The sequence below is a fragment of the Bradyrhizobium sp. AZCC 2230 genome, assembly GCF_036924495.1.
Classification (GTDB): Bacteria; Pseudomonadota; Alphaproteobacteria; order Rhizobiales; family Xanthobacteraceae; genus Bradyrhizobium; species Bradyrhizobium rifense.
Genome location: NZ_JAZHRS010000001.1, coordinates 7517732 through 7540520 on the forward strand (window position 1 = coordinate 7517732; position 22789 = coordinate 7540520).

Here is a 22789-nt window from a genome sequence, read left to right on the forward strand (position 1 = left end):
TGGAGTTTCCCGTATGAACGATCAGTCCGTCTCTATCCGTCCCGCGCGCCGCGAGGACGTCCCCGCGATCGTGGCGATGCTCGCCGACGATCATCTCGGCCGCGCCCGCGAGCGCGTCGAGGATCCGCTTCCGGCCGTCTACTATCAGGCGTTCGAGCGGGTCGAGCGCGACCAAAATCTCACGCTCGTGGTTGCCGAGAGCGAGGGCAGGGTGGTCGGCTGCCTGCAGCTCGCGGTGCTCGCGGGCATCAGCTCGCAAGGCGGCATGCGCGGCCTGCTCGAGGATGTCCGCGTTGCCGCTGATTGCCGCAGCCGCGGCATCGGCGAGCAGTTGGTGCAATGGGCGATCACGGAAGCCAAAGCGCGCGGCTGCAACCTGGTCGAACTGCTGACGCATGCGAGCCGAGTCGACGCGCAGCGCTTCTACAAGCGTCTCGGATTTTCATCGAGCCACGCCGGCATGACTGTCCGCTTTTGAGGCAGCTCGCCGCAGCCGTTGCGCAAGCTGCCAAATCGGATCACGCATTCGTTCATCTTAAGAGCTGATAAACTACCCCTTGCTCGTTCACGTTGATTGCGGAACGAAGGGTGCTACGCAACGTCAGGACACCGGGCTCGGTCGGTTCGGGGATTTCAATGACAAGCTATTCCATGATCAAGGTCGGCAACGATTACGTTGTGCAGGCCAATGACAAGTGCATTTTGAAAGTCGGCAGCCGCCGTCGCGCCGCGCAATTGATCAGCGAGGCCACGGACTTGCTGAACGCGCTCGCCCCGGTTGCATCCCCCGATATCGTGCCGGAGGAGCCATCACTCCAGCGTGACACGCCGGAACTTCCTTGACTGGTCTTGCCGATTCCCGTATCAGCCGCGGCGGGACACCTCCCCCCAACGGGAGGCTTACTATCTGGAAGGGTAGATCATGACTGTAGCGAAGCCCGCTTCGCGGCCCAACGTGCCGCATTTCTCCTCCGGCCCCTGCGCCAAGCGCCCCGGCTGGAATGCCCAAAATCTCAAGGACGCAGCGCTCGGCCGTTCGCATCGCGCGAAGGTCGGCAAGACCAAGCTCAAGCTCGCGATCGATCTGACGCGCGAAGTGCTTGAAGTGCCGGCCGATTATCGCATCGGCATCGTGCCGGCGTCCGATACCGGCGCGGTCGAGATGGCCCTGTGGTCGCTGCTCGGGGCACAGCCGGTCACCACGCTCGCCTGGGAATCCTTCGGCGAGGGCTGGGTCAGCGACATCGTCAAGGAATTGAAGCTCAAGGACGTCACCAAGCTGAACGCGGCTTACGGTGAAATTCCCGACCTTTCGAAGGTCGATCCCAAGAGCGACGTCGTCTTCACCTGGAACGGCACCACCTCCGGCGTCCGCGTGCCGAACGCCGACTGGATCAGCGCGACCCGCGAAGGCCTGACCATTTGCGACGCGACCTCCGCCGCGTTTGCGCAAGCCCTCGATTGGGCCAAGCTCGACGTCGTCACCTTCTCCTGGCAGAAGGCGCTCGGCGGCGAAGCCGCGCACGGCATGCTGATCCTGTCGCCGCGTGCGGTGGAACGGCTCGAGACCTACAAGCCGGCCTGGCCGCTGCCGAAGATCTTCCGCATGACCAAGGGCGGCAAGATCAACGAAGGCATCTTCGTCGGCGAGACCATCAACACGCCGTCGATGCTCTGCGTCGAGGACTATCTCGATGCGCTGAATTGGGCCAAGTCGATCGGCGGCCTCAAGGCGCTGATCGCGCGCGCCGACGCCAACACCAGGGTGCTGGCCGACTGGAAGGCGAAGACGCCCTGGATCGACTTCCTGGCAAAGGACGCCGCGATCCGCTCCAACACCTCGGTGTGCCTGAAGTTCACCGATCCCGCGCTCACCTCGCTCTCGGAAGACGCGCAGGCCGAGTTTTCGAAGAAGCTCGTTGCTCTCGTCGAGAAGGAAGGCGCCGGCTACGACTTCGCCTACTACCGCGATGCGCCGGCGGGCCTGCGCATCTGGTGCGGCGCCACCGTCGAGGCCAAGGACGTCGAGCTGCTGACGCAGTGGATCGACTGGGCTTTTGCCGAGACCAAGGCGCAGCTCGCCAAGGCGGCCTGAGTTCTTACCCTCCCCTGGAGGGGGAGGGTCGACGCACCGCCAGGTGCGGCGGGGTGGGGTGATCTCTCCACACGGCGCACTGGCGAATTTCGAGTTTGCAGCTTTCACCCCACCCCGGCGCTACGCGCCGACCCTCCCCCTCCAGGGGAGGGTGTGAAGGACACATTCCCATGACCAAACCCAAAGTTCTCATTTCCGACGCGCTCTCGCCCGCTGCCGTGCAGATCTTCAAGGACCGCGGCGTCGAGGTCGACTTCCAGCCCAACCTCGGCAAGGACAAGGACAAGCTCGCCGAGATCATCGGCAATTACGACGGCCTCGCGATCCGCTCCGCGACCAAGGCCACCGCGAAGATCCTGGAGAAGGCCACCAACCTCAAGGTGATCGGCCGCGCCGGCATCGGCGTCGACAATGTCGAGATTCCCGCCGCCACGGCCAAGGGCATCATCGTGATGAACACGCCGTTCGGCAATTCGATCACGACCGCCGAGCACGCCATCACGCTCATGCTGGCGCTGGCGCGCGAGATCCCGCAGGCCGACGCCTCGACCCAGGCCGGCAAGTGGGAGAAGAACCGCTTCATGGGTGTCGAGATCACCGGCAAGGTGCTCGGCGTGGTCGGCTGTGGCAATATCGGCTCGATCGTCGCCGATCGCGCGCTCGGCCTGCGCATGAAGGTGGTCGCGTTCGACCCCTTCCTGTCGCCGGAGCGCGCAAGGGACATCGGCGTCGAGAAGGTCGAGCTCGATGATCTCTTGAAGCGCGCCGACTTCATCACGCTGCACACGCCGCTGACCGAGAAGACCAGGAACATCATCGATGCGGCCGCGATCGCGAAGATGAAGAAGGGCGTGCGCCTGATCAACTGTGCCCGCGGCGGTCTCGTCGACGAGCAGGCGGTGGTCGATGCGCTCAACTCCAAGCACATTGCCGGCGCCGCCTTCGACGTGTTCGTCGAGGAGCCCGCGAATACCAACGTGCTGTTCGGCCATCCCAACGTGATATGCACGCCGCATCTCGGCGCCTCCACCACGGAAGCGCAGGAGAACGTCGCGCTGCAGGTCGCCGAGCAGATGTCGGACTACCTGCTCACCGGCGCGATCTCGAACGCCGTCAACTTCCCCTCCATCACCGCGGAAGAAGCGCCGAAGCTGAAGCCGTTCATCGCGCTCGCCGAGAAGCTCGGCTCGTTCGCCGGCCAGCTCACCGAAAGCGGCATCCTCAAGGTCGAGATCACCTATGAGGGCCACGTCGCCGAGATGAAGATCAAGGCGATCACCTCGGCGGTGCTGTCGGGCCTGCTGCGGCCGATGCTGGGCGAGGTCAACGTGGTGTCCGCCCCCGTCGTGGCCAAGGAGCGCGGCATGGTGGTGGACGAGATCGTCCGCGCCGCCCAGAGCGACTACGAAAGCCTGATCACCGTCACGGTCGCGACCGAACGCCAGGAGCGCTCGGTCTCCGGCACCGTCTATCACGACGGCAAGCCGCGCCTCGTTGACGTCAAGGGCATCCGCGTCGACGCCGAGTTCGGCAAGTCGATGATCTATGTGACCAACGAGGACAAGCCGGGTTTCATCGGCAAGTTCGCGAGCCTGCTCGGCGACGCCAAGATCAACATCGCGACCTTCCATCTCGGCCGCGTTGCGCCGGGCTCTGATGCCATCGCGCTGATCGAGGTCGACGGCGCGGTGCCGGCCGATCTGCTCGCCAAGGTGCAGGCGCTGCCGCAGGTCAAGCAGGTCAAGGCGCTGACGTTCTGAGGGCGTCCGCGGGGCGCGCGCGCCCCACGGAATGACGGCCATCATATATTCCGACGTGCGGAACAACGCCGCCCTTCTCGCAAGGGCGGCGTTTTTGTTGATGCAGCGCGGCGCTTTATTTCTCCCAAGGCTGCCGAACTTTGTGTACCAATGGCGGCCGAGAACGCCTTGAACTAACGCCTCCGTACCAATGTTCGAAAGGGAGAAAACAATGCGTGAAGCCGTCATCGTTTCCTATGCGCGCACGGGCCTGGCAAAATCCGGCCGTGGCGGGTTCAACATCACGCCGCCGATGTCGCTCGCGGCCCACGCCATCCACCACGCGGTCGACCGCGCCGGCGTCGACAAGGATTATGTCGAGGATTGCTATCTCGGCAATTGCGCCCATGGCGCGCCGAATATCGGCCGCCAGGCCGCGCTGCTCGCTGGTCTCCCGAAGTCGACCGGCGGCGTGTCGGTGAACCGCTTCTGCTCGTCGGGTCTGCAGACGATCGCGATGGCCGCCAACTCGATCCGCTCGGACGGAGCCGACTGCATCGTCGCCGGCGGCGTCGAGAGCATCTCGATTCCGGGCGGCGGTTCGCCGAAGGAATGGGTCGATCCGGAATTGCTCAAGACCGCGCCTGATATCTTCATGGCGATGATCGACACCGCCGACATCGTCGCCGAGCGCTACAAGCTCAGCCGCGAATATCAGGACGAATATTCGCTGGAGTCGCAGCGCCGCATGGCCGCGGCCCAGCAGGCCAACAAGTTCAAGGACGAAATCGTCCCGATGAAGACGAAGATGAAGGTGGTCGACAAGGCGACCAAGGCCGAGAGCATCGTCGACTACGTCGTCGATCGCGACGAGTGCAATCGTCCCGAGACCACGCTGGAAGGGTTGGCAAAACTCGAGCCGGTGAAGGGCCCGGGCAAGTTCGTCACCGCCGGCAATGCCAGCCAGCTCTCCGACGGCGCCGCCGCCGTGGTGCTGATGGAAGCCAAGGATGCCGAGAAGCGCGGCCTCAAGCCGCTCGGCCGCTTCGTCGCCTGGGCAGCCGCGGGCTGCGAGCCCGACGAGATGGGCATCGGCCCGATCTTCGCCGTGCCGAAACTGTTGAAGCGTCACGGCCTGAAGATCGACGACATCGATCTCTGGGAGCTCAACGAGGCCTTCGCCAGCCAGTGCCTCTATTCGCGCGACAAGCTCGGCATCGATCCCGACAAGTACAACGTCAACGGCGGCTCGATCGCGATCGGCCATCCCTTCGGCATGACCGGCGCCCGTCTCACCGGCCATCTGCTGCAGGAAGGCGCCCGCCGCAAGGCCAAGTGGGGCGTCGTGACCATGTGCATCGGCGGCGGCCAGGGCGGCGCCGGCCTGTTCGAGATCTACAGCTGAGGCGAAGCGGCAGGAACACGAAAGGGCACGGCGCGAGCCGTGCCTTTTTTTTGTTTGGAAATCTTTGTCTCGCCAGGAGTTAAGCGCGATGGGGCAGATGGAGGAGAATGCTCATGCGCACAACAATGGCAGCAATCCTTATGATGGTCCCGCTCATCGCCGGGCCAGCGATTGCGCAGCAGGCCGCGCCGAACCCCAACATGCAAAGTGAGGCCGACAAGGGCATCAAGACACAGAACTCCGGCGCCTCGGGTTATGTCGGCGAGCAGGACAAGCCCGGCGCAGCCGCGAACATGCCGGGAGATCGCAATCGCGCCGACACGACAGGTGGGGTTGCCACCTCTCCCAGTGCACAGAATTCAGGGGCAGGGATCGCAGGCGCCCCGGGCAACAAGAACGGCCCGCCCGCGCAAACGGGGACCGTCGGCTCGAGTTCCCAAAACCAGTCGGTCCAGGAGCAGGATTCCTCGAACGTCAAGGGCCTGCCCGGCAACAAGAGCGGCCCGCCTGCCAAGCGGTAGGTGAGCCGGCAAGGAACTGCCGCGTCGCCGAAGGCGGAGCTCGGCGGCGGCGCCTTGAATGCGAACAGTACCGCGCGGCGGGCGCCGTGCATTTCTCGTTGCGCATCCATGCCTGCGAAACTATATAGGCCCCGTCGGAAAAGGCAGATTTGGTCTGGTAAGCCCAAATCCTTTCGGTAACGAAAGCTCTGGTCTTTGGCCTTGTGCACGAGATCCCCGCGACGAACATCGCAGCGCCACGCAGGCGCTCAATTGTTCGTCCGTGTGAGTCTCGCAGCGCTGGGAACGCTCCGGTCGAACATCGACCACAGGAGCGTCTCATGCCAACTCAATCCAAAACTCTCTATGACGTCGTCATTGCCGGTGCCGGCCCCGTCGGCCTGTTCCTCGCGGGCGAGCTGCGGCTCGCCGGTCTCTCGGTGCTGGTGCTGGAGCAGGCGCACGACCCGCATTCGACGCTGAAACAGCTCCCGTTCGGCCTGCGCGGTCTTTCGCTTCCCACAACGGAAGCCTTTCACCGGCGCGGCCTGCTGGACGAGATTTTGACCGCGCAGCGCGTGCGCTCAGGCGCGATCAAGAGTGCCGCGCACTGGATGCAGCGGACGCGAAAACCCGCCGGTCATTTCGCCGGCCTCCAGTTCTATCAGGACAACGTCGACGCCGAAAAATGGCCTTGGCGCCTGCCGACGCCGGCCGATGCCAGCGTCGCCGTCGACATGGAAACGCTCGAAACCGTTTTGGCCACGCGCGCATGCAGCATGGGCGTCGAGATCCGGCGCGGCTTCGGCGTCACTGCTATTGCCGCGTCGGACGACGACGTAACCGTGCAGGCGGCCGGCGAAACCTTTCGCGGACGCTGGCTTGTCGGTTGCGACGGCGGCCGCAGCACGGTGCGGAAAGCTTGTGGATTCGACTTCGCTGGCACCGATCCCGAATTCACCGGCTATTCCATCGAGGTCGAGCTGGCCGATCCGCAGAAACTAAGCCCAGGCCGCAACTACACACCCACCGGCATGTACACTTTTGCGCAGCCCGGGACGATCGCGATGGTCGATTTCGACGGCGGTGCTTTCCACCGGACTGCGCCGATCACGCGCGAGCATATGCAGGACGTCTTGCGCCGCGTTTCCTGCACGGACGTCACCATCGCCGCGCTACGGCTTGCCGCCACCTGGACGGATCGGGCGCGTCAGGTGACGGCCTACGGCAAAGGACGCGTGCTGCTCGCGGGCGACGCCGCGCACACTCATTCGCCGCTGGGCGGCCAGGGCCTCAATCTCGGTCTCGGCGATGCCATGAATCTCGGCTGGAAGCTGGCCGCGACGATCCGCGGCCACGCACCGAAGAATCTCCTCGACACCTATTCGCACGAGCGCCATCCCGTCGGCGCGAAAATCCTCGACTGGTCGCGCGCGCAGGTCGCGATCATGCGGCCGACGCCGGGCACCCGCGCGCTGCAGGCCATCATGCGCGATCTCATCGAGACCCGCGACGGCGCGACCTATTTCGCCGAGCGCGTGCGCGGCGTTTCGCTGCGCTACGATCTTGGCGGCAGCCATCCGCTCATGGGTCGAAGTGCTCCAGATTTCGAATGGCGTGACGGAACGATGCTTGGAGTGATCCTCAGGAGCGCGACAGGCCTGTTACTGGATTTCGACGCGCGCGCGCCGCTTCAGGCGCCTGCAGATCGCTGGGGCGATCGGATCACCTATGTCGCTGCTGACGTGAAGGATCGGCTCGGCCTGAGCGCCGTGCTGGTGCGCCCCGACGGCATTGTGGCATGGGCCAGTGACGGCGCGGTCGATGCTGAAGAGGCTGCCCGGGCTGCGGCGCGATGGTTCGGCGAAGCCCCGGACATCGGCGGCACGCGCGGAGCGACATGCTGACCTGAGACGCCTTCGAAGGATTGCGAAAAAGCACGGCGGCGCAAAAAGCCGCGTGGAGAATGTGAACCTGTTCACACAGGGCAATGCTGCACCTGCGATACCATTCAAGGGCCAGCCGGATGTCGAGCATTTTCTCGCGCGGCCTGGCACATCATCCGATGACAAGAAACACCTCAGAGGAGATGCTGTGATGAGCATAACCTATGGTGCAACAGGACTGCGACGGACCGCCACGAGGCGGCGGTACGTTTCCCATTTCTTCAGGCAATATTGGCGTGCTTTTGTAAAATGGCGCAGCCGCGAGAGGGTGCAGGCCGCCCTGTGCAACCTGAGTGACAGGGAGCTCATGGATATCGGCACCACGCGCGGCGAGATTGACTACGTCGCCATGCACCAGGGGTTCGACCCGCGGGGGGTCCGATCCGTCGACTGATGTCTGCGCCTCACGCCCTTGCCACCACCGGCGCGAACGTCACTTCGATCAGCGTGCCGGAATTCGCCGCGCTCTTGATGTTGAACTGGGCGCGGTTGGCTTCGACCAGCGCTTTGGTCAGCGACAGGCTGAGCGCCGAATTGTCTGCGGCGTCACCCGGCGGCGGGGTGCGGAACGGCTCCATGGCGGCAGCGACTTCCCTCTCGGTCAGGCCGTGGCCGGTGTCGCGGATGCGGAGCGCGATGTCGCCGCGATCGTTCAGCGCGGTCGAGACGATGACCTGGCCGCCGGCGCTGGCAAGCCTGATCGAGTTCGAGATCAGATTCATCGTGACCTGCCGCAGCGCGCGCGCATCGGCCGTGACCTGCGGCAGCGCATGCCCGAGCGAGGTGCGGATGATGATGCGCTCGCGGTTGGCCTGCGGCTGCATCACGGTGACGCAGGCCTCGACGAGGTCGTTGAGGCTGAGGTTGGCGAAGACGAGATCGAGCTTGCCGGTCTCGATTCGCGACAGCTCTAAGAGATCGTCGATGATGGTGATCACGCGCTCGCCGGAGGCGCGGATGTCCTTCATGTACTCGCCATAACGTTCGTTGCCGAGCGAGCCAAAACGCTCGGAGATCATCACCTCGGCGAAGCCGATGATGGCGTTGAGCGGCGTGCGGATCTCGTGGCTGATCCGCGCCAGCATGTCGGCCTTGGCATTGGCGGCGCCGTCGACCAGGCGTCGCGCCTGCGTCAGCTCGCTCTCGCCCTTCTTCGCATGCGAGAGGTCGCGGAACACGGCAAAGAAATTCGGGCCGTCGGGCCGCGTGCGGCCCATGATCATGGCGAGCGGAAGCACGCCGCCGTTCTTCTCGCGGCCCAGCACCTCGCGGCCGTGATCGAGCAGGCTCGCGATGTCCTCGCTCTTCACGCTGTCGAGATAGTCGACGACGATCTGCTGGCTCTCGGGCGCGAACAGCGTCACCAGATTCTGCTGCATCAGCGCCTCGCCGTCATAGCCGAACAGCGCCTCGGCGCTGCGGTTGCAGGCGTGGATGTTGCCTTCGGCATCGAACATCACGATGCCCTCGGCCGTGGTGTCGAGGATCGCAGCGAGATCTTCCGCTTCGGCATCGCCGGCCTCGAGTTCGGCCTCGTCCTCCGGCAGATCGGGGATCACCACTACCGGCTCTGTCATCACGGGCGCAACGACCACAGGCATGGCCACGACAGGTGCAGGATTGGGCAATGCGCAGATCAGCGCATGCGCGCTGGCGCCGTCCCAGTCGATGGTGTGCAGATGCGCTTCGGTGGTCGCGAGCGGCTGCTCGCCATTGGCGATCGCAGCGCTGATCGTCACCGGCGTGCCTCCTTGCGATGTGCTGCTCGCGGCGGAGACGCCCGGCTCGACATAGAGCGCATCCAGCCCGCCGGCATTTTCCAGCGCGGTAAGGCTGGCATAGCCCATGCGCGTGAGGAAGGCGGGATTGGCGTAGAGCAGGCGATCGAGCCGGTAGATCAGCATGCCCGTCGGCACCAGATCGAGCAGCGCGCGGTCGCGCGTGCTGTGGCCGTGCGCGGGCGGTGCGGGCTCGGTCAGCCATTCGGCCGCGGCCGGCGGCGCTTCAGGCTCCGGCGCCGGTGCGTCCTGCGTGATCTCTTCGGCCGGCGGCTCGGTCGCAACCGACGCAATCTGTTCGCGCTCGCGTTCGAGCCGCTCGGACAATTGCCGCGCGAGCTCGTTGAACGCGCTGTTCTCGACCGGCGTCAGCGTCGGCGATCTCTGGTCAACTGACCGGGGATCACCGGGTGCGCGGAACGGCACGACATTCGGAGGCGTTTCCACTGGCGTTTCCGGATCGGTTAGGTGTGAATTCGCTTCGATGAAAAGTGCGGGCGGTTCAGTTGCAGTCGGCGGTTCAGGCTCAGGCGGCGGCGGAGCCTCGACCGGAGGCGGCGCCTCCGGTTCAGGCTCAGGCTCGACCACATCTGAAGACAGGCGCTGCGCGGCTCGCGGCTCGGCAAACAGCTCGTACCGCCGCAGCGCATCGAGCCTGTTGAGGCCGTCGAGATCGCGGCAGACGCCAAAACCCTTGAAGCCTGCAAAGTTGCGCTCACGGTCGTAGACGGGCAGGCCCGCAAGCTCGACCGGCAGATGCTCGCCGCCATCGGCCGGCCAGTTCACGGTGATCCCGGCCCAGGTGTCGTGGCTTGCCAGCGCCTGCGCCACGCGCCCGTCCGGATCGAGCGCAAATTCGTCGGCGATCTCGCGCCAGGGCCGGCCGAAGCCGGAAGCGGTGTGCGCGCCCATCAGGCGGACGAACTCGGCTGACGCCAGCACAAAGCGCCCCTCCGCATCCATCTGCCACAGGAATCGCAGCGGATGCTGGCGCGGTGTCTCCGCGGTTGCGGGCGGCTCGACCATGGCGGTCGTGATCGGCGCGGCTTGCGGCGGCACGATGGCTACGGGCGGGTTTTCAACCGGTGTTTCCGGTGCGGCGTCAATCGTCTCGGCTGGCGTCTCGTCCAGGTCGGCAAAGGCGTCGAACAGGTCGATCCCCGCGGCAGGCTCGTCCGCGGGCGGCGTCTCGGCTGCCTGCGGCGCGGGCGCGACCGCTTCGGGGGCAGGGGCCGCCGCCACTTCAGCCGCGATCTCCGGCGCGCTCTCGGCCACCGGCGCGGCTTGCGCGACCGCCGGCTCAATCAGCGCAACGAGGCCGACATCGGCCCCGGTGCCGACCCGTTGTAGCACCATCTTGCCGATGCCGATCGGCAGCTCGACGCGGCCTCGCGCCAGTGCATCGCTGCGCGCCTGTTCGAGGCCGGCCTCGCCGAGATCGCGAAAGCCGAGCAGGGCGCGCGCGGCTTCGCTGGCGCCGGCGAACATGCCATCAGGCGCGAACGCCGCCATCGGCACGGCCGCGCCGTCGACCAGGCGATGCAGCCGTTCGACCAGCGACATGGTGCGCAAGGCGGGGTCCATCGCGGTGACGAGCACGCCAGAGCTGCCATCGGCAAAGGAAAGCCGCGCGCAGCCGCAGGTCATCAGCGTGCCGAGCCGGGCGCCGAAGCCACGCAGCCGTTCGAGCCTGATGGCGCCGTTCGCCGGCAGCCGGTGGGCCAGCCGGGTGACCTGGCGGCGATGGGGATCGGCCGGTCCAAAAATCTTTCCCGCGAGCGCCGCCGCATTGGCCGCGCCAAAAAACCTGGCGCCGACCGCATTGGCCCACAGCACGCGGCTGCCATCGGGCGACCAGAGCCAGGCCGGCAGCGGAGAGGTCGCATGCACGGACAGCCGCGGATCGCCGACGCCTCGCAACTGGAAATCCGAATTCCTCATCCGACCGGCTGTATCTCGCACGCTTCACGTCGGGCTGCCGGGAATGACAGCCTTAAGAAAGGGTTAGTATCGCCCGCGGGCGCGGGCAGGTCCACGGCCGGAGCTTAACGGGCACGTCCTAAAGCCGCGATAACCTTAATCCCCCCAGCCCCGCAAGCCGCAGCCCGGGCGCATCCGCAGGATTCGAGTGGGGACCGATCGTCGTGTGAGATGTCCCTTGGCTTGAACTGATCGGGCCGCAGGCTCGCTCTAACCTCTCCCGCTTGCGGGGGAGGTCGGCGCGAAGCGCCGGGTGGGGGCTCTCTCCTCATCGGGAGTATCCCGATGCGGCACGACCCCCACCCCGACCCTCCCCCGCAAGCAAGCGGGAGAGGGAGCAGACCGTCTTCGTGGTGGGCACCCCCTCAACCCCCGGTTCCCCGCCCCGGGAACCTCATCCTCCCCGAGATTAAATTTCGCAGCCCACCCCTGCATCACATTGCGGTGCACAATGTTGACATGTTAGGCAGCGATAGTGCTGGGCGCCGGACGAGCCATCTCGTTTGTTCTGCGTTTTCCAGTCTTTCGTACCCGCCAGTCTTCAAGAAAAAATGGCCCCGATTGGGTCGGCGGGCGCGCCAGAAGGCTCACTCCATTTTTCATTTTCGTGAGGGACCAACCATGACAGGTGCGACTGATCCGTTTTCTGCCTCGATCATTCCGTTCGAGGTTCCCGAGCAGGTGCGTGCGTTCGCCGAAAAGGGCGTTTCGCAGGCCCGCGAGAACTACGCCAAGTTCAAGGACGCCGCCGAGACCCACAACGGCACCGTCGAGGCCGTGTTCGCGTCCGCCCAGAAGGGCGCCAACGAGTACACCGCCAAGCTGATGGAATTCGCCAAGGCCAACACCACGGCCCATCTGGATTTCACCCAGGAACTGCTCGGCGTGAAGTCGCCGACCGACGCGTTCCAGCTCTGGACCGGCCACGCCAAGACCCAGCTCGAGACCTTCCAGGCCCAGGCCAAGGAGCTGGTCGAGATCGCCCAGCGCGCCGCCAGCGCGACCGCCGAGCCGATCAAGGCCTCCGCCTCGAAGCTCTACCCCGCCGCCTGATCAAAACGGCGGATCGTTCGAGTTTGCGAAACCCGGGCCTCAAGGGCCCGGGTTTTTTCACCTCTCCCGCAGGGAGAGGTCGGATCGCATCGAAGATGCGAGCCGGGTGAGGGGTTCAGGCCTCCCGGGAGCACGCAAAGCCGATCAAATCTAAGGATTTCATCGCGCTAAAGAGGGGCAAATAACGGGTTTTGCGGCCTTGCCAAAAACGCCCGTTGCACCTAGTTTCCGCCCCGTCCAGCCCCCTCGGTGACCGGCCTTCCCAAGGCGCCCCCGGGCGGCTCGCAAGGATGCAGTTGTAGCTCAGTTGGTTAGAGCGCCTGTCTGTGGAACAGGAGGTCGGTGGTTCGAGCCCACCCAACTGTACCAGCCTAATCAACCGTTTAGCCCTTAAGCTGCTCTGTTCGCCTCCATTAGTTTGCGGGGCACAAACGAGTTTGTGCGTTTTCGTCGTGTAAATCACGGCGAAAGTATCATTTGGACTCAATCAGAACGCGAGTTAGAGTTCCGTTATTATGGCTCGCGTGCATAATCCAACTCTCTTTTCCAACTACTTCAAAGTTCAGCCGCAAGCATTGGCGGCAGCCGGACTCATCGATCCATTCGTGGATGTTGACATACCGCTGTTCATAGACCCGGTCCTCTTAGCGAAATCCGGAAACCAAGTTATCGCAACGAGCGCAGTCGAGCGATTTCGCAAGCACTTCGAGATATTGGTGCGCATGCTTGCAATCTCCCAAGCTGAAGGTGACGCAGCATGGAAAGGCGCTCGACGACAGCTTGATTTAAGCGAACCGCCTGAGAATGGGCTTGGTTACGGTGGAACTGGCCGATCAGGAAATTCGAGGCCAGAGCTAATTCGCGAAGCGATCCTCCGAACGAGCAAGGAGGTGATCACGCTGGGCGCAAGTGATCCGGAAATGGTCTCTCTGATGGGCTTCTTTGAGGAGGATGTGGGGCCTGACACAATCAGCGATATGACAACTACGGTAATCATGGATGACCTAGCCAAGATCACAGAGACTTTCTGTCAAGTGAATGGGGTACCACTCTTCTCGTTTGACATTTGTCCCACTCATAAGTTGCCGAAATATGTGAACGACAAAGGCAAGCAGGTCCCCATCGTCCTCGTGCCGACCGACATCGTGCGCGACTTGCCAATCGCAAATGATTGGTCGGACATTGAGCGGGCCGCGATGGAAAACGCGCGCATCCGAGAGCGCGTGAACCGACTCCTGGGAGGCATTGCCGAGCCGACAGTGGCAGAGCGCAAGTCTGCGCTGCGTGCCGCTGCGTTAGGGTCTGCAGCCGACTTTGATTTCTTCTTGGCTGCCGTAAAAGGCAATGTAAGCAACTACGACCCCAATTTGGATGCGCTTGGCTATTATCGGCTCAAAGACATTCTCACAAACGGTCTACCTGATCTTAAGCGAGCCGCTGCGTATAATCTCAAACTCGGAGCGCACGAGATACTACGTGTGGTCAATGACACCATTGAGCTGTTTAGACGTCACGTGGAGGCCGGTAACCTCTGGGAAGAATTGTGGGTGAACGGAAGCCCGAAGAAAGAACGGGCTTCTCAACTTATCTATTACGCGATCGCAGATTGTTTTTGTAAGGCAAACGACGTGGATATCTCACCTGAAGCAAACATGGGTGGCGGACCCATCGACTTCAAGTTTTCGAGTGGCTATCGGGCACGCGTCTTAGTTGAGATGAAGCGATCCGGCGGCACCGTTGTGCACGGTTACGAAAAGCAGCTGGAATTTTACAAAACGGCTTCGCAAACCGATTTCGCAGTGTTTGTTGTGATTGACTACGGAGACGGGGGCAACAAGGTCAATGAGATCAGAAAAATTCGAGAAGAGCGACTTAAGGGCGGCGAACGCGCGTCTGAGATTGTGGTGGTCGATGCGAGACCAAGACTCTCAGCCAGCAAGCGAAAGTAAGAACGCTTTGATAGCTCGATGGTGAGAGAAAAGTCTCCTGAAAGAGACGCCTTGCGCCTCATGGGAATGGAAAGCCGAAGCTGATGTCGGCCGAGTATTGCTAGTAGGAGATTGTGAATGCCTCTCGCAATTGCAGACGCTGAAGCGACCCTTAGGGCACGTCTGGGCGAGCCATCCAAGCCTCCCACCGATTATGTGATCGGCTTCCTAACGCCAACTGGGAAAGTGCTGGCCCTTCATCGCGAGGCCAACGAGACACGCATTTGGTTCCAGCCGCCGGCGCCACCAAAGCTTGATGGTGTACGCCTGATGGATAATCCCTCGAACGGAAACTCCAATATCAACGGGCGGCTTTTACCACTTCGGGCGCCTACCACACTCCGTGTCGAAGTCGATAGTCTTGGCGCTTTGGACAGGTCTCTTGATTGGTATGCTTCCGGAAGCGGTTCTCGGCCGATCAATTCTGCGGCCATTGATCCGTCTGCGTTCAAAGAAGCGTATGCACGCTTCCAGAGACTCGTCACGGCGAAGTCCCATCATCCTTTCAGGGGATTTGACGAAGGGCTTGCTGCCGTCTGGGAAGGCTATAAACCGCGCCTTCGCGATCATGCTCTCGGATTGCTTCGAGCGGAAGAATGGTCCGAAGAGAGTATCGGCTCCGGCGAGATATTGGAGCGCACGATCGAGGCTATTGAGATACAGGACAGTAGCCGGAACCTCGTGAATAATCTTGTGTTTTGGCAAAACCGCTACGGTCATGCCAATCGCGACCACCGGGAGTTGTTGGAAGCGCGGGCGAAGCCGAAGCTGCGCCGTGACATCGAAGGCCTACTTTTCGGACTCTATCGAGGTAACTCTGATGAAGGAGCCACGTTCGATCAGTTAAGCGATCTGACCGCTCGCAAATACTCGTTGTTGGCCTATCTGTTCTTTCTTAAAGATATGAATCGATTTATGCCGATTCAGACAACCAGCTTCGATCGCGCATTTCGAGCGCTCAGCATCTACTTTTCGACCATGATGCAGTGCGGCTGGGAAAATTATTCGACTTACAATCAGACGCTCTCTTCGTTGCGGCCGCTTATTGAGAGAGCCGCTGGTCTGAGAGATATCCGCCTAATTGACGCGCACACCTTTTGCTGGATTTTTTCGACGCTCCTAAGGCGTGAATCGGAAGGCCAAATAGCGAAAGGGGAGGGCGCCAGAGACGATGGACGCATCCTTGGCGGGCGCGAAAGATCCATCATTGAAATGCGCCTGTCAGCCGAAAGTACGGCTAGGAACGCTAACGGTCAAAGTGTCCAACGAATTCTGAAGAACAAAGAACTGCGGATGACACCGTCTGCTTTAGAGAAGCTTATCGCATCTTTACTTGATCTGCAGGATAACCGCTGTGCCTTGACTGGAATCCCATTTGAATTCGTTGGTTTGAATTCAGACAAGAACCTCTCGCCATCGCTGGATCGCATCGATAGCGACGGTCACTACGAGGCGGGCAATCTTCAAGTAGTTTGCCAATTCATCAATTTTTGGAAGAGCGACTCGAAAGATGAGGAGTTTCGTCGGCTCCTGGGATTGGTGAGGGGGCAGGAGGAAAGAGCTGACTGAAGTGGTGCTTTCGCTCAAAACCGCTTGCGCACTTGCGCGGCGCGTTTGGTACGCATTGGCACACGCTCGACTTGCCTCACCCGCGCCACCACCGGATGCTCAGCTTCTCACTCATCGCGGCCGGCGATCCCGTCTGCGCCACTAGTTCGATGGCGTGAATGATGGTGACAGTGCACCAAACTCCCCGCGCGGGCAGACCCCTATCCGCAACGCTGCCCAAAGCCAATTTCGTGCGCAGTCCCCGTAGCTCCTTGGTTCGCAATGCGATATCGGTAGCGAGCCCAGCACGTTCATGGAAAAGCAAGCCAGGCCAGAAAGATCGTGAGTTTCTTCGAGCGTCTCAAGACAGAAGCGTCCGTTGAGTGGCGGGCTTACACCGAGCATCCCTTCACGAACGGATTGGCAGACGGCTCGCTCCCCGAAGCGGCGTTTCGTCACTACCTCGTTCAGGACTATTTGTTCCTCATCGAGTTTGCTCGCGCGTACGCGCTCGCGGTCTACAAGTCGCCAAGACTTGCTGACATGCGGGAAGCGGCGGCCGGCCTGTCGGCCATCCTCGATGTCGAGATGAACCTGCATGTGAAGCTCTGTGCCGATTGGGGTCTATCGCCGACCGACCTCGAACAGGCTCCCCCGGCGGCCGAGATGCTGGCCTACACGCGCTACGTGCTCGACGCGGGAGTGCGCGGCGACCTGCTGGCACTGAAGGTGGCGCTTGCCCCATGCGTGATCGGGTACGCGGAGATCGCAATGCGGCTTGCCTCGCGACCCGATGCTGACGCTGCAGCGAACGCCTACCGCGTCTGGATCGCCGAGTACGCCGGCGTGCCGTACCAGGAGGTCGCTGCCAAAGCGCGGGCACACATGGAGCATCTCGCCGATCTCTACGCCACGCCGGCCCGCGAGGCAGAACTGATTGCGATCTTCAAGGAAGCCACCCGACTCGAGGCAGACTTCTGGGATGCGGATTCCGATGATCTCGCCCGGGTGTACCGATTTGATCTCGCCCAGGATTCCGAGATGATCTCGCCCACCATTCCGATTTGATGTCGCCCGGGGCGCGAGGCGTTCTGGCTGTCTGGTTTCTGGCATCGGCGAAGCCGCGTGGTCAATCTTGAATCGCGGCTCGAAGGACTTGTTTTTTGCTGCTCCTGCTGTGGGCATGTGGGCAACGCCCTTCGCGTTGTCCAAGCGCAGCGGCATGTCCACAGGGCCACGGGCTCAGGCCTTTCGGCCGGGCTTACGGGTTCGCCGCAGGCTCTCGCCATTGAGATCGATCCGGTGGGCGTTATGGACCAGGCGGTCGAGAACGGCGTCGGCGTAGGTGGGGTCGCCGATCAGCGCGTGCCATTGATCGACGGGAAGCTGGCTGGTGACGATGGTGGAGCGGTGGCCGTAGCGGTCCTCGAGGATCTCCAGGAGGTCGTGGCGGGCCGCGGCGTCGAGCGGCTCGAGGCCCCAGTCGTCGAGGATGAGGAGATCGACGCGGCCGAGCGCGCGCAGCAGGCGGGGGTGGCGGCCGTCACCGCGCGCCAAGGCCAGATCGCTGAACAGTCGCGGGACGCGCTGATAGAGCACGGAGCGATTGTCGCGGCAGGCCTTGTTGCCGAGCGCTGAGGCGAGCCAGCTTTTGCCGACGCCGGAGGGCCCGCAGATCAGCAGGTTGGCGTGGTCATCGATCCAGCGGCCTTCGACCAGCATCGTCAGCAGGCTGCGGTCGAGGCCGCGTGGAGTGCGGTAGTCGATGTCTTCGACGCAGGCCTCCTGGCGCAGCTTGGCGTATTGCAGCCGCTTCGACAGCCGCTTGTCGCGTCGCAATGACGCTTCGCGTTCGAGCAGGAGCGCGAGCCATTCGGCGTGGCCGAGGCTTGCGGCGTCGCCGCCGGCTTCGATGTCGGCGAAGGCCTTGGCCATGCCGTGAAGGCCGAGCGCGTGGAGCTGATCGAGGGTCGGATGGGTAAGCAAGATGAGATCTCCTAATTGTAGTAGCGCGGCCCGCGGATGTTGGGATGAAGGATCGGCGCGTCGTCCGCGGAGCGCTTGGGTGAAGGACGCCGATCGAGATTGTTGGCGAGGATCGATTTGACCGAGCCGTAGGTGCGCGCGCCGATATCGATCGCCCGCATGGCGGCGGCATCGAGCCGCTCGTGCCCGTAGGATCGGGCGAGCCGGATGATGCCGAGACAGGCGCGGAAGCCCTGTTCCGGATGCGCGCGCTCGTCGAGGATCAGGTCGCACAGCGCCGCGGTCGCCGGCCCGATCGAGGCTGCGTCCTTGCGGATGCGCTCGATGGTCCAGCCGGCGTAGCGCCGATGACTGGATGCCATGTGCTCCGGCACGGTCGTGTGCTTGTGGTTGCCGCTCATGCGCTGATGCGCGGCGATCCGCTCACCCTTGTGGAATATCTCGACGGTGCGGGCCGTGAAGCGCACCTCGACCTCGGCGCGGACGAAGCGATGCGGAACGCTGTAATAATGCGCCTCGATCTCGACGTGATAATCGATGCTGACCCGGCAGATCCGCCACTCAGCGAACACGTAAGGGCTCTCCGGCAAGGCCTGGAGTGCCGGCCGGTCGATCTCCTCCAGCAGCTTGCGGCGAGTGACGCCGAGCCGCCGGATCGGCCGCTCCTCGTTGAGCCGGGTCATTAACTCGGCGATCGCCGCGTTGACCTCGGCGAGGCTGTGGAAGATCCGGTGGCGCAGCCGTCCGAGCAGCCAGCGCTCGACCATGAGGACCGCCTGCTCGACCTTGGCCTTGTCCCGTGGCCGTCGCGGCCTCGCCGGCAGAATGGCGGTGCCGTAATGCGCCGCCATATCGGCGTAGCTGCGGTTGATCTGCGGATCGTAGAGGCAGGCCTTGATCACCGCGACCTTGGTGTTGTCCGGCACCAGCAGTGCCGGCACGCCGCCGATCGCCTCGAAGGCGCCGACGTGCCCGCTGATCCAGTCGGCGAGGCCCTGCGTCCAGGTCGCCTGCGCGTAGGTGAAGCTCGATGCGCCGAGCACTGCGACGAAGATCTGCGCGGTGCGCCGTTCGCCGGTGAACCGGTCGATCACCACCGGCACGCCGTCGCCGGCATAGTCGACGAACAGCTTGTCGCCGGCCGCATGCGACTGGCGCATCGTCACCGACAGCCGGCCTTCCCAGGCCCGGTAGAGCTCGCAGAACCGCGAATAGCGATACCCGCCGGGTTCGCCCGCGATGTACTCCTCCCACACAATCGACAGCGTCACGTGCTTGCGCTTGAGCTCGCGATGCACCGCCGCCCAGTCCGGCTCGGCCTGCCGCCGATGGCCCCGCCGGGTGCCCGGACCGGCTCCGGCGCTGGCGAACAGCCGGGCCTCCAGCACCGTGTCGGTGACGTCGTCTGGCAACGGCCAGGTCAGCCCCGCCGCCTCGAACCGGCGGATCGTCAACCGCACCGTCGAAGGCGCCGTCCCCAACCGCCGCGCAATCTCGCGGGTCGGCATCCCAGCCGACTTCAATCTGATCACTTCGCGCACGTGGCGCATCGCAAGCCTCTCCGTCGGCATCCAGGTCCCCCTTCGCAAAGCCGAAAGGCGGGACCGTATCGGAGCCAGAAGAGGCCTCGTCACCCCGGGCGACATCATCCCGGAATGGTGGGCGAGATCATCTCGGAATGGTGGGCGACATCAAATCGGAACGGTGGGCGAGATCATTCCGGAAAGGTGGGCGACATCGAGCGGAATCAGCATTCTGGGAGATGGCCTGGCGCGCGGGCCAGCGTGTTCAATAGCTCTTTCGGCAGTCGTCAGGCTCATGACCTGAACGTTGTCAAATTGCGATGACGGGCCTCCTCGATCTGTCGGGCCGAACTTCCGTCACGATTCCTGAAGCCTAGCCGAAACCACGTCTGTCGGCCGCCCCTGCTAGACCACATTCGTCATTTCGCGTAGTCTTCTCGCACAGCAACATGTCAGCGGAGGTCCTCCGTGGAACATCGCGGCGTAAGCTTTTCGATCGTTGAATTGCGCTATTTGTCCGGTTGGCAGTGGACCGTCGGAAAGGGCCGGACAATCTCGGTCGGTGTCTGTGCAACCCGACTGGATGCGATCCGCCAGGCCCGCACTTTCATTGACGCGATCATGGATTGGGCAGCCTGAGCTGATCACTCTCCGCCGTCAGTGATATGGCCAGCGGCGTGCCGGCTCAATGACCGTGCAGCGCGCGATACTCCACGTTTCGCAGCTTCAGCACGTGCAGGGGCGCGGATTCAGCCGCGGATACGCGAGACGTCACGTACATCTGCGAGGCAAGGAAAAGGCTGATCGAAAATGCAATCGTCGTCGTCGCACTCGCGATCTGGGGCCAGGCGCTCATCGTTCCCTCTTCCTCAAGACAGCTTTCAATTCAGAAGCACAATCGGGGTCCTTTCGTTCCAACGTTCGGGAAAAATAGGCAGTCCGCGTGCCCGCATTCCCAAAACGCGAAAAGCCCCGGCCAAGCCGGGGCTCTGGCCTCACCGCATCTCTTTGCGGTCAGTACCTCGCGACCACCAGTCCACCCGGCCAATCGAATCTGTAGTTGATGCCGGCCCGCACCATGTCGCCGCGCTCGAGCGTGCGCACGTTGACGGCGCCGCCGATGATCGTCGGTGCGTCGGCGCAAAGGAGCCTAGAGCCGGCTGAGCAATTCCGCCTTCTTTGACTCGAACTCGCTGTCCGTAAGAATGCACTTCTTGTGCAGGTCGGCGAGCTTTTCAAGCAGCGAAACGATTTCGTCGTGCTGAGCGTGCGGCGGGCCGAATTGGTTCGGTGGCGAACTCGCCATTGTCGGCGTCGGTGTCGGCGCTGGCGCCGGCGCGCTCTGCGCGGGCTGCACCCAAGGCGCCGCCTGCACCGAAGCCGTCGGCTGCGCTGAAGCCGCCGGCTGCACCCAAGGCGCTGGCTGAGGCTCGGGTTGCACCCAAGGCGCTTGCTGCATCGAAGGTTCGGGTTGGCTGGCATGGGGCTGCTGCGGAGCGGCACCCGTATTTACTGGGTTGATCCGTGGCAGGTCGGCCACGCGCACCAGCCCGAACTGACTGGTGAAGGTGATCGACTGATCGCCACTTTGCTGTTGCGAAAAACCGCCGATCTGGTGCTGGCCCGTATCGTAAACCGACACCTGACCATTGATGTCGACGGCCAGCCGCCGTGCGGCAGGAAAGTAGGCATAGCGCAGATTGTTTTGACCGCCCGTCGAACCGGCCATGCCGAGATCAACGGGCCACCAATTGCTCGATGCTGCGGGCACGAAAAGGCTCGCGCCGCTGCCGCCGTAGCCGTTGCTCTGCTGCTGGTGGCTGCCTCCGGACTGGCCTTGCCAGCCGCCGCCTTGAGACTGGCTCTGGCTTTGGGCGGGCATCTGGAACAGCGGTTGTCCCTGGATCAGGCTGGACAACTCCTGGCACAGTGAATCGACGCGGCCTTTCAGGTAGTTGTTGAACATGTCGCTGATCATGATCATCCCGCCCATCGACCATTGGCCCATGCCGCCGAATTCCGGATGATTGAATTGGGCCTGGTTGCCGTATCCGGCCGAAACGGCCAGAAGCATGCACAGCACAGCGTCACTCGAAAATCCGTGCCGACGCGCCACATCATCGACGATCCGCCGACCTTCGTCCGTCAACTGCTGCATGATCGACCCTTACTGAACGCGCGTTCGTCGCCGAACCGGGAGAGTTGCAGGACCTATCACACCCCTGACACCGACGAAAGGAACATCGGGTCAAGCTCGCAAGTCGCCTTCGGTGATCCCGCGGGAACGCCGCCCAGGACCGCGTTATGCTCATTTCGCGAACTGCCTATGTCCGCACGGGTTGATTGGAATTACGGAGTTACTGTGACAGTGCACGAACCCCGCGCCGCCCACCCGCCAGGAGCCTCCCCCAAAACGCAAAAGCCCCGGCCAAGCCGGGGCTTTCGTCGTACCGCATCGTGCGGTCAGTACCTCGCGACCACCGGTCCACCCGGCCAATCGAATCTGTAGTTGATGCCGGCGCGCACCATGTCGCCGCGCTCGAGCGTGCGCACGTTGACGGCGCCGCCGATGAGCGTCGGTGTATAGCCGATGCTGGTGCCGAGATCGTAGTGCAGATATTCGAGCTTGGCCGACCAGTGCGGCGCGAACATCTTCTCGACGCCGCCGCCGGCGACCCAGCCGGTGCGCCATGACGTGTTGCAGCTGAATCCGCCGAACGCGGTCAGGCCGCACGGGTTCTGTCCGGACTTGACCTCGCCGTATCCGACACCGGCCGTGCCGTAGAGCAGCCAGCCATTGACGTCATAGCCGACGCGCAGGCGATCGGTGCCCAAGTTTCGCAGCGTGGTGAAGCAGGTCGTGCCGCCGTTGATGCTGCACAGCAGGGGGCTGGTGAACGTGCCCTTGATGTCGGCCCAGTCGAAATCGCCTTCGAAGCCGATGACGAACTGGTTGACCTGCCAGTTGAAGCCGTAGGTGCCGCCGGCCACGCCGCCGTTCGTGGAAAAATTACCCGACGTCACGCCGAAATCATCGGTGTGTCTGGTGGTGCCCCAGCCCCATCCCCCGTTGATGCCGAGGTAGAAGCCCGTCCAGGTCGCGATCGGCGGGGGCGGTGGGGGCGGTGCCTTGACCGCCATGTCGGCGGCGAAAGCCGACGTTCCGATCAAGGAGAGAAGTACTGAAATTGCAAAGCGCTTCATGGGGTCCCCCTCGCGCGTTAAAAGCCTTCCGAAATTCCAAATTC

Annotated in this window: 19 protein-coding genes and 1 tRNA gene; 14 read left to right on the plus strand and 6 right to left on the minus strand. The window is 63.2% G+C overall.

Annotation, left to right across the window (positions count from 1 at the left end; translation table 11 throughout):
- Window positions 1-13 precede the first annotated feature (13 nt).
- From V1280_RS35945 to V1280_RS35980, 8 genes are all read left to right on the plus strand, one after another.
- On the plus strand, window positions 14-478 hold the full coding sequence (locus V1280_RS35945) for a GNAT family N-acetyltransferase (RefSeq protein ID WP_334535383.1): 465 nt from the start codon (window positions 14-16) through the stop codon (window positions 476-478).
- A gap of 173 nt (window positions 479-651) precedes the next feature.
- Window positions 652-843 carry a hypothetical protein gene (locus V1280_RS35950; protein WP_334535384.1) on the plus strand — a complete coding sequence of 64 codons (192 nt, stop codon included), beginning with the start codon at window positions 652-654 and terminating at the stop codon, window positions 841-843.
- 79 nt (window positions 844-922) lie between these two features.
- The gene (locus V1280_RS35955) at window positions 923-2095 is read left to right on the plus strand and encodes a phosphoserine transaminase (RefSeq protein ID WP_334535385.1); all 1173 of its coding nucleotides are present in this window, start codon (window positions 923-925) and stop codon (window positions 2093-2095) included.
- 170 nt (window positions 2096-2265) lie between these two features.
- Complete coding sequence (serA, locus tag V1280_RS35960) at window positions 2266-3855, plus strand: phosphoglycerate dehydrogenase (RefSeq protein WP_334535386.1); 1590 nt, start codon at window positions 2266-2268, stop codon at window positions 3853-3855.
- A gap of 211 nt (window positions 3856-4066) precedes the next feature.
- Window positions 4067-5239, plus strand: coding sequence for a thiolase family protein (locus V1280_RS35965; RefSeq protein WP_334535387.1), 1173 nt, complete (start codon window positions 4067-4069; stop codon window positions 5237-5239).
- Window positions 5240-5532: 293 nt separating this feature from the next.
- Entirely contained in the window at window positions 5533-5760 is a 228-nt protein-coding gene (locus V1280_RS35970) for a hypothetical protein (RefSeq protein WP_442895262.1), read from the plus strand.
- Window positions 5761-6080: 320 nt separating this feature from the next.
- Window positions 6081-7646 carry an FAD-dependent oxidoreductase gene (locus tag V1280_RS35975; RefSeq protein ID WP_334535388.1) on the plus strand — a complete coding sequence of 522 codons (1566 nt, stop codon included), beginning with the start codon at window positions 6081-6083 and terminating at the stop codon, window positions 7644-7646.
- A 61-nt stretch (window positions 7647-7707) separates the two neighbouring features.
- On the plus strand, window positions 7708-8079 hold the full coding sequence (locus V1280_RS35980) for a DUF1127 domain-containing protein (RefSeq protein WP_334535389.1): 372 nt from the start codon (window positions 7708-7710) through the stop codon (window positions 8077-8079).
- A gap of 10 nt (window positions 8080-8089) precedes the next feature.
- Here V1280_RS35980 and V1280_RS35985 read toward each other — a convergent pair whose 3' ends face one another.
- Window positions 8090-11404 (minus strand): PAS domain-containing protein, encoded by a 3315-nt coding sequence (locus V1280_RS35985; protein ID WP_334535390.1) that lies wholly within the window; start codon window positions 11402-11404, stop codon window positions 8090-8092.
- 660 nt (window positions 11405-12064) lie between these two features.
- On the opposite strand from V1280_RS35985, the gene V1280_RS35990 reads away from it, so the two are divergent.
- The 5 genes from V1280_RS35990 (at window position 12065) to tenA (ending at window position 17100) form a co-directional block, all read left to right on the plus strand.
- Entirely contained in the window at window positions 12065-12496 is a 432-nt protein-coding gene (locus tag V1280_RS35990) for a phasin (RefSeq protein WP_334535391.1), read from the plus strand.
- 292 nt (window positions 12497-12788) lie between these two features.
- Window positions 12789-12865: transfer RNA gene (locus V1280_RS35995), tRNA-His, on the plus strand.
- Between the two features lie 146 nt (window positions 12866-13011).
- Window positions 13012-14445 (plus strand): chromosomal replication initiator DnaA, encoded by a 1434-nt coding sequence (locus tag V1280_RS36000; protein ID WP_334535392.1) that lies wholly within the window; start codon window positions 13012-13014, stop codon window positions 14443-14445.
- A 117-nt stretch (window positions 14446-14562) separates the two neighbouring features.
- Window positions 14563-16053, plus strand: coding sequence for a hypothetical protein (locus V1280_RS36005; protein WP_334535393.1), 1491 nt, complete (start codon window positions 14563-14565; stop codon window positions 16051-16053).
- 321 nt (window positions 16054-16374) lie between these two features.
- Complete coding sequence (gene tenA, locus V1280_RS36010; protein ID WP_334535394.1) at window positions 16375-17100, plus strand: thiaminase II; 726 nt, start codon at window positions 16375-16377, stop codon at window positions 17098-17100.
- 174 nt (window positions 17101-17274) lie between these two features.
- Here tenA and istB read toward each other — a convergent pair whose 3' ends face one another.
- On the minus strand, window positions 17275-18018 hold the full coding sequence (gene istB, locus V1280_RS36015; protein ID WP_334518610.1) for an IS21-like element helper ATPase IstB: 744 nt from the start codon (window positions 18016-18018) through the stop codon (window positions 17275-17277).
- Between the two features lie 11 nt (window positions 18019-18029).
- The gene (istA, locus tag V1280_RS36020; protein ID WP_334538124.1) at window positions 18030-19568 is read right to left on the minus strand and encodes an IS21 family transposase; all 1539 of its coding nucleotides are present in this window, start codon (window positions 19566-19568) and stop codon (window positions 18030-18032) included.
- A 441-nt stretch (window positions 19569-20009) separates the two neighbouring features.
- Between istA and V1280_RS36025 the strand changes: the two genes are divergently transcribed.
- Window positions 20010-20180 (plus strand): hypothetical protein, encoded by a 171-nt coding sequence (locus V1280_RS36025; RefSeq protein ID WP_334535395.1) that lies wholly within the window; start codon window positions 20010-20012, stop codon window positions 20178-20180.
- A gap of 46 nt (window positions 20181-20226) precedes the next feature.
- Here the strand turns inward: V1280_RS36025 and V1280_RS36030 are convergent, their stop codons facing one another.
- The 3 genes from V1280_RS36030 to V1280_RS36040 form a co-directional block, all read right to left on the minus strand.
- Window positions 20227-20397: a hypothetical protein gene (locus V1280_RS36030; RefSeq protein ID WP_334535396.1), complete on the minus strand. Its 171-nt coding sequence runs from the start codon at window positions 20395-20397 to the stop codon at window positions 20227-20229.
- 294 nt (window positions 20398-20691) lie between these two features.
- A complete protein-coding gene (locus V1280_RS36035) occupies window positions 20692-21699 on the minus strand; it encodes an SHOCT domain-containing protein (protein WP_334535397.1) in 1008 nt (335 codons plus the stop codon).
- 305 nt (window positions 21700-22004) lie between these two features.
- The gene (locus tag V1280_RS36040) at window positions 22005-22745 is read right to left on the minus strand and encodes an outer membrane protein (protein ID WP_334535398.1); all 741 of its coding nucleotides are present in this window, start codon (window positions 22743-22745) and stop codon (window positions 22005-22007) included.
- Window positions 22746-22789 lie beyond the last annotated feature (44 nt).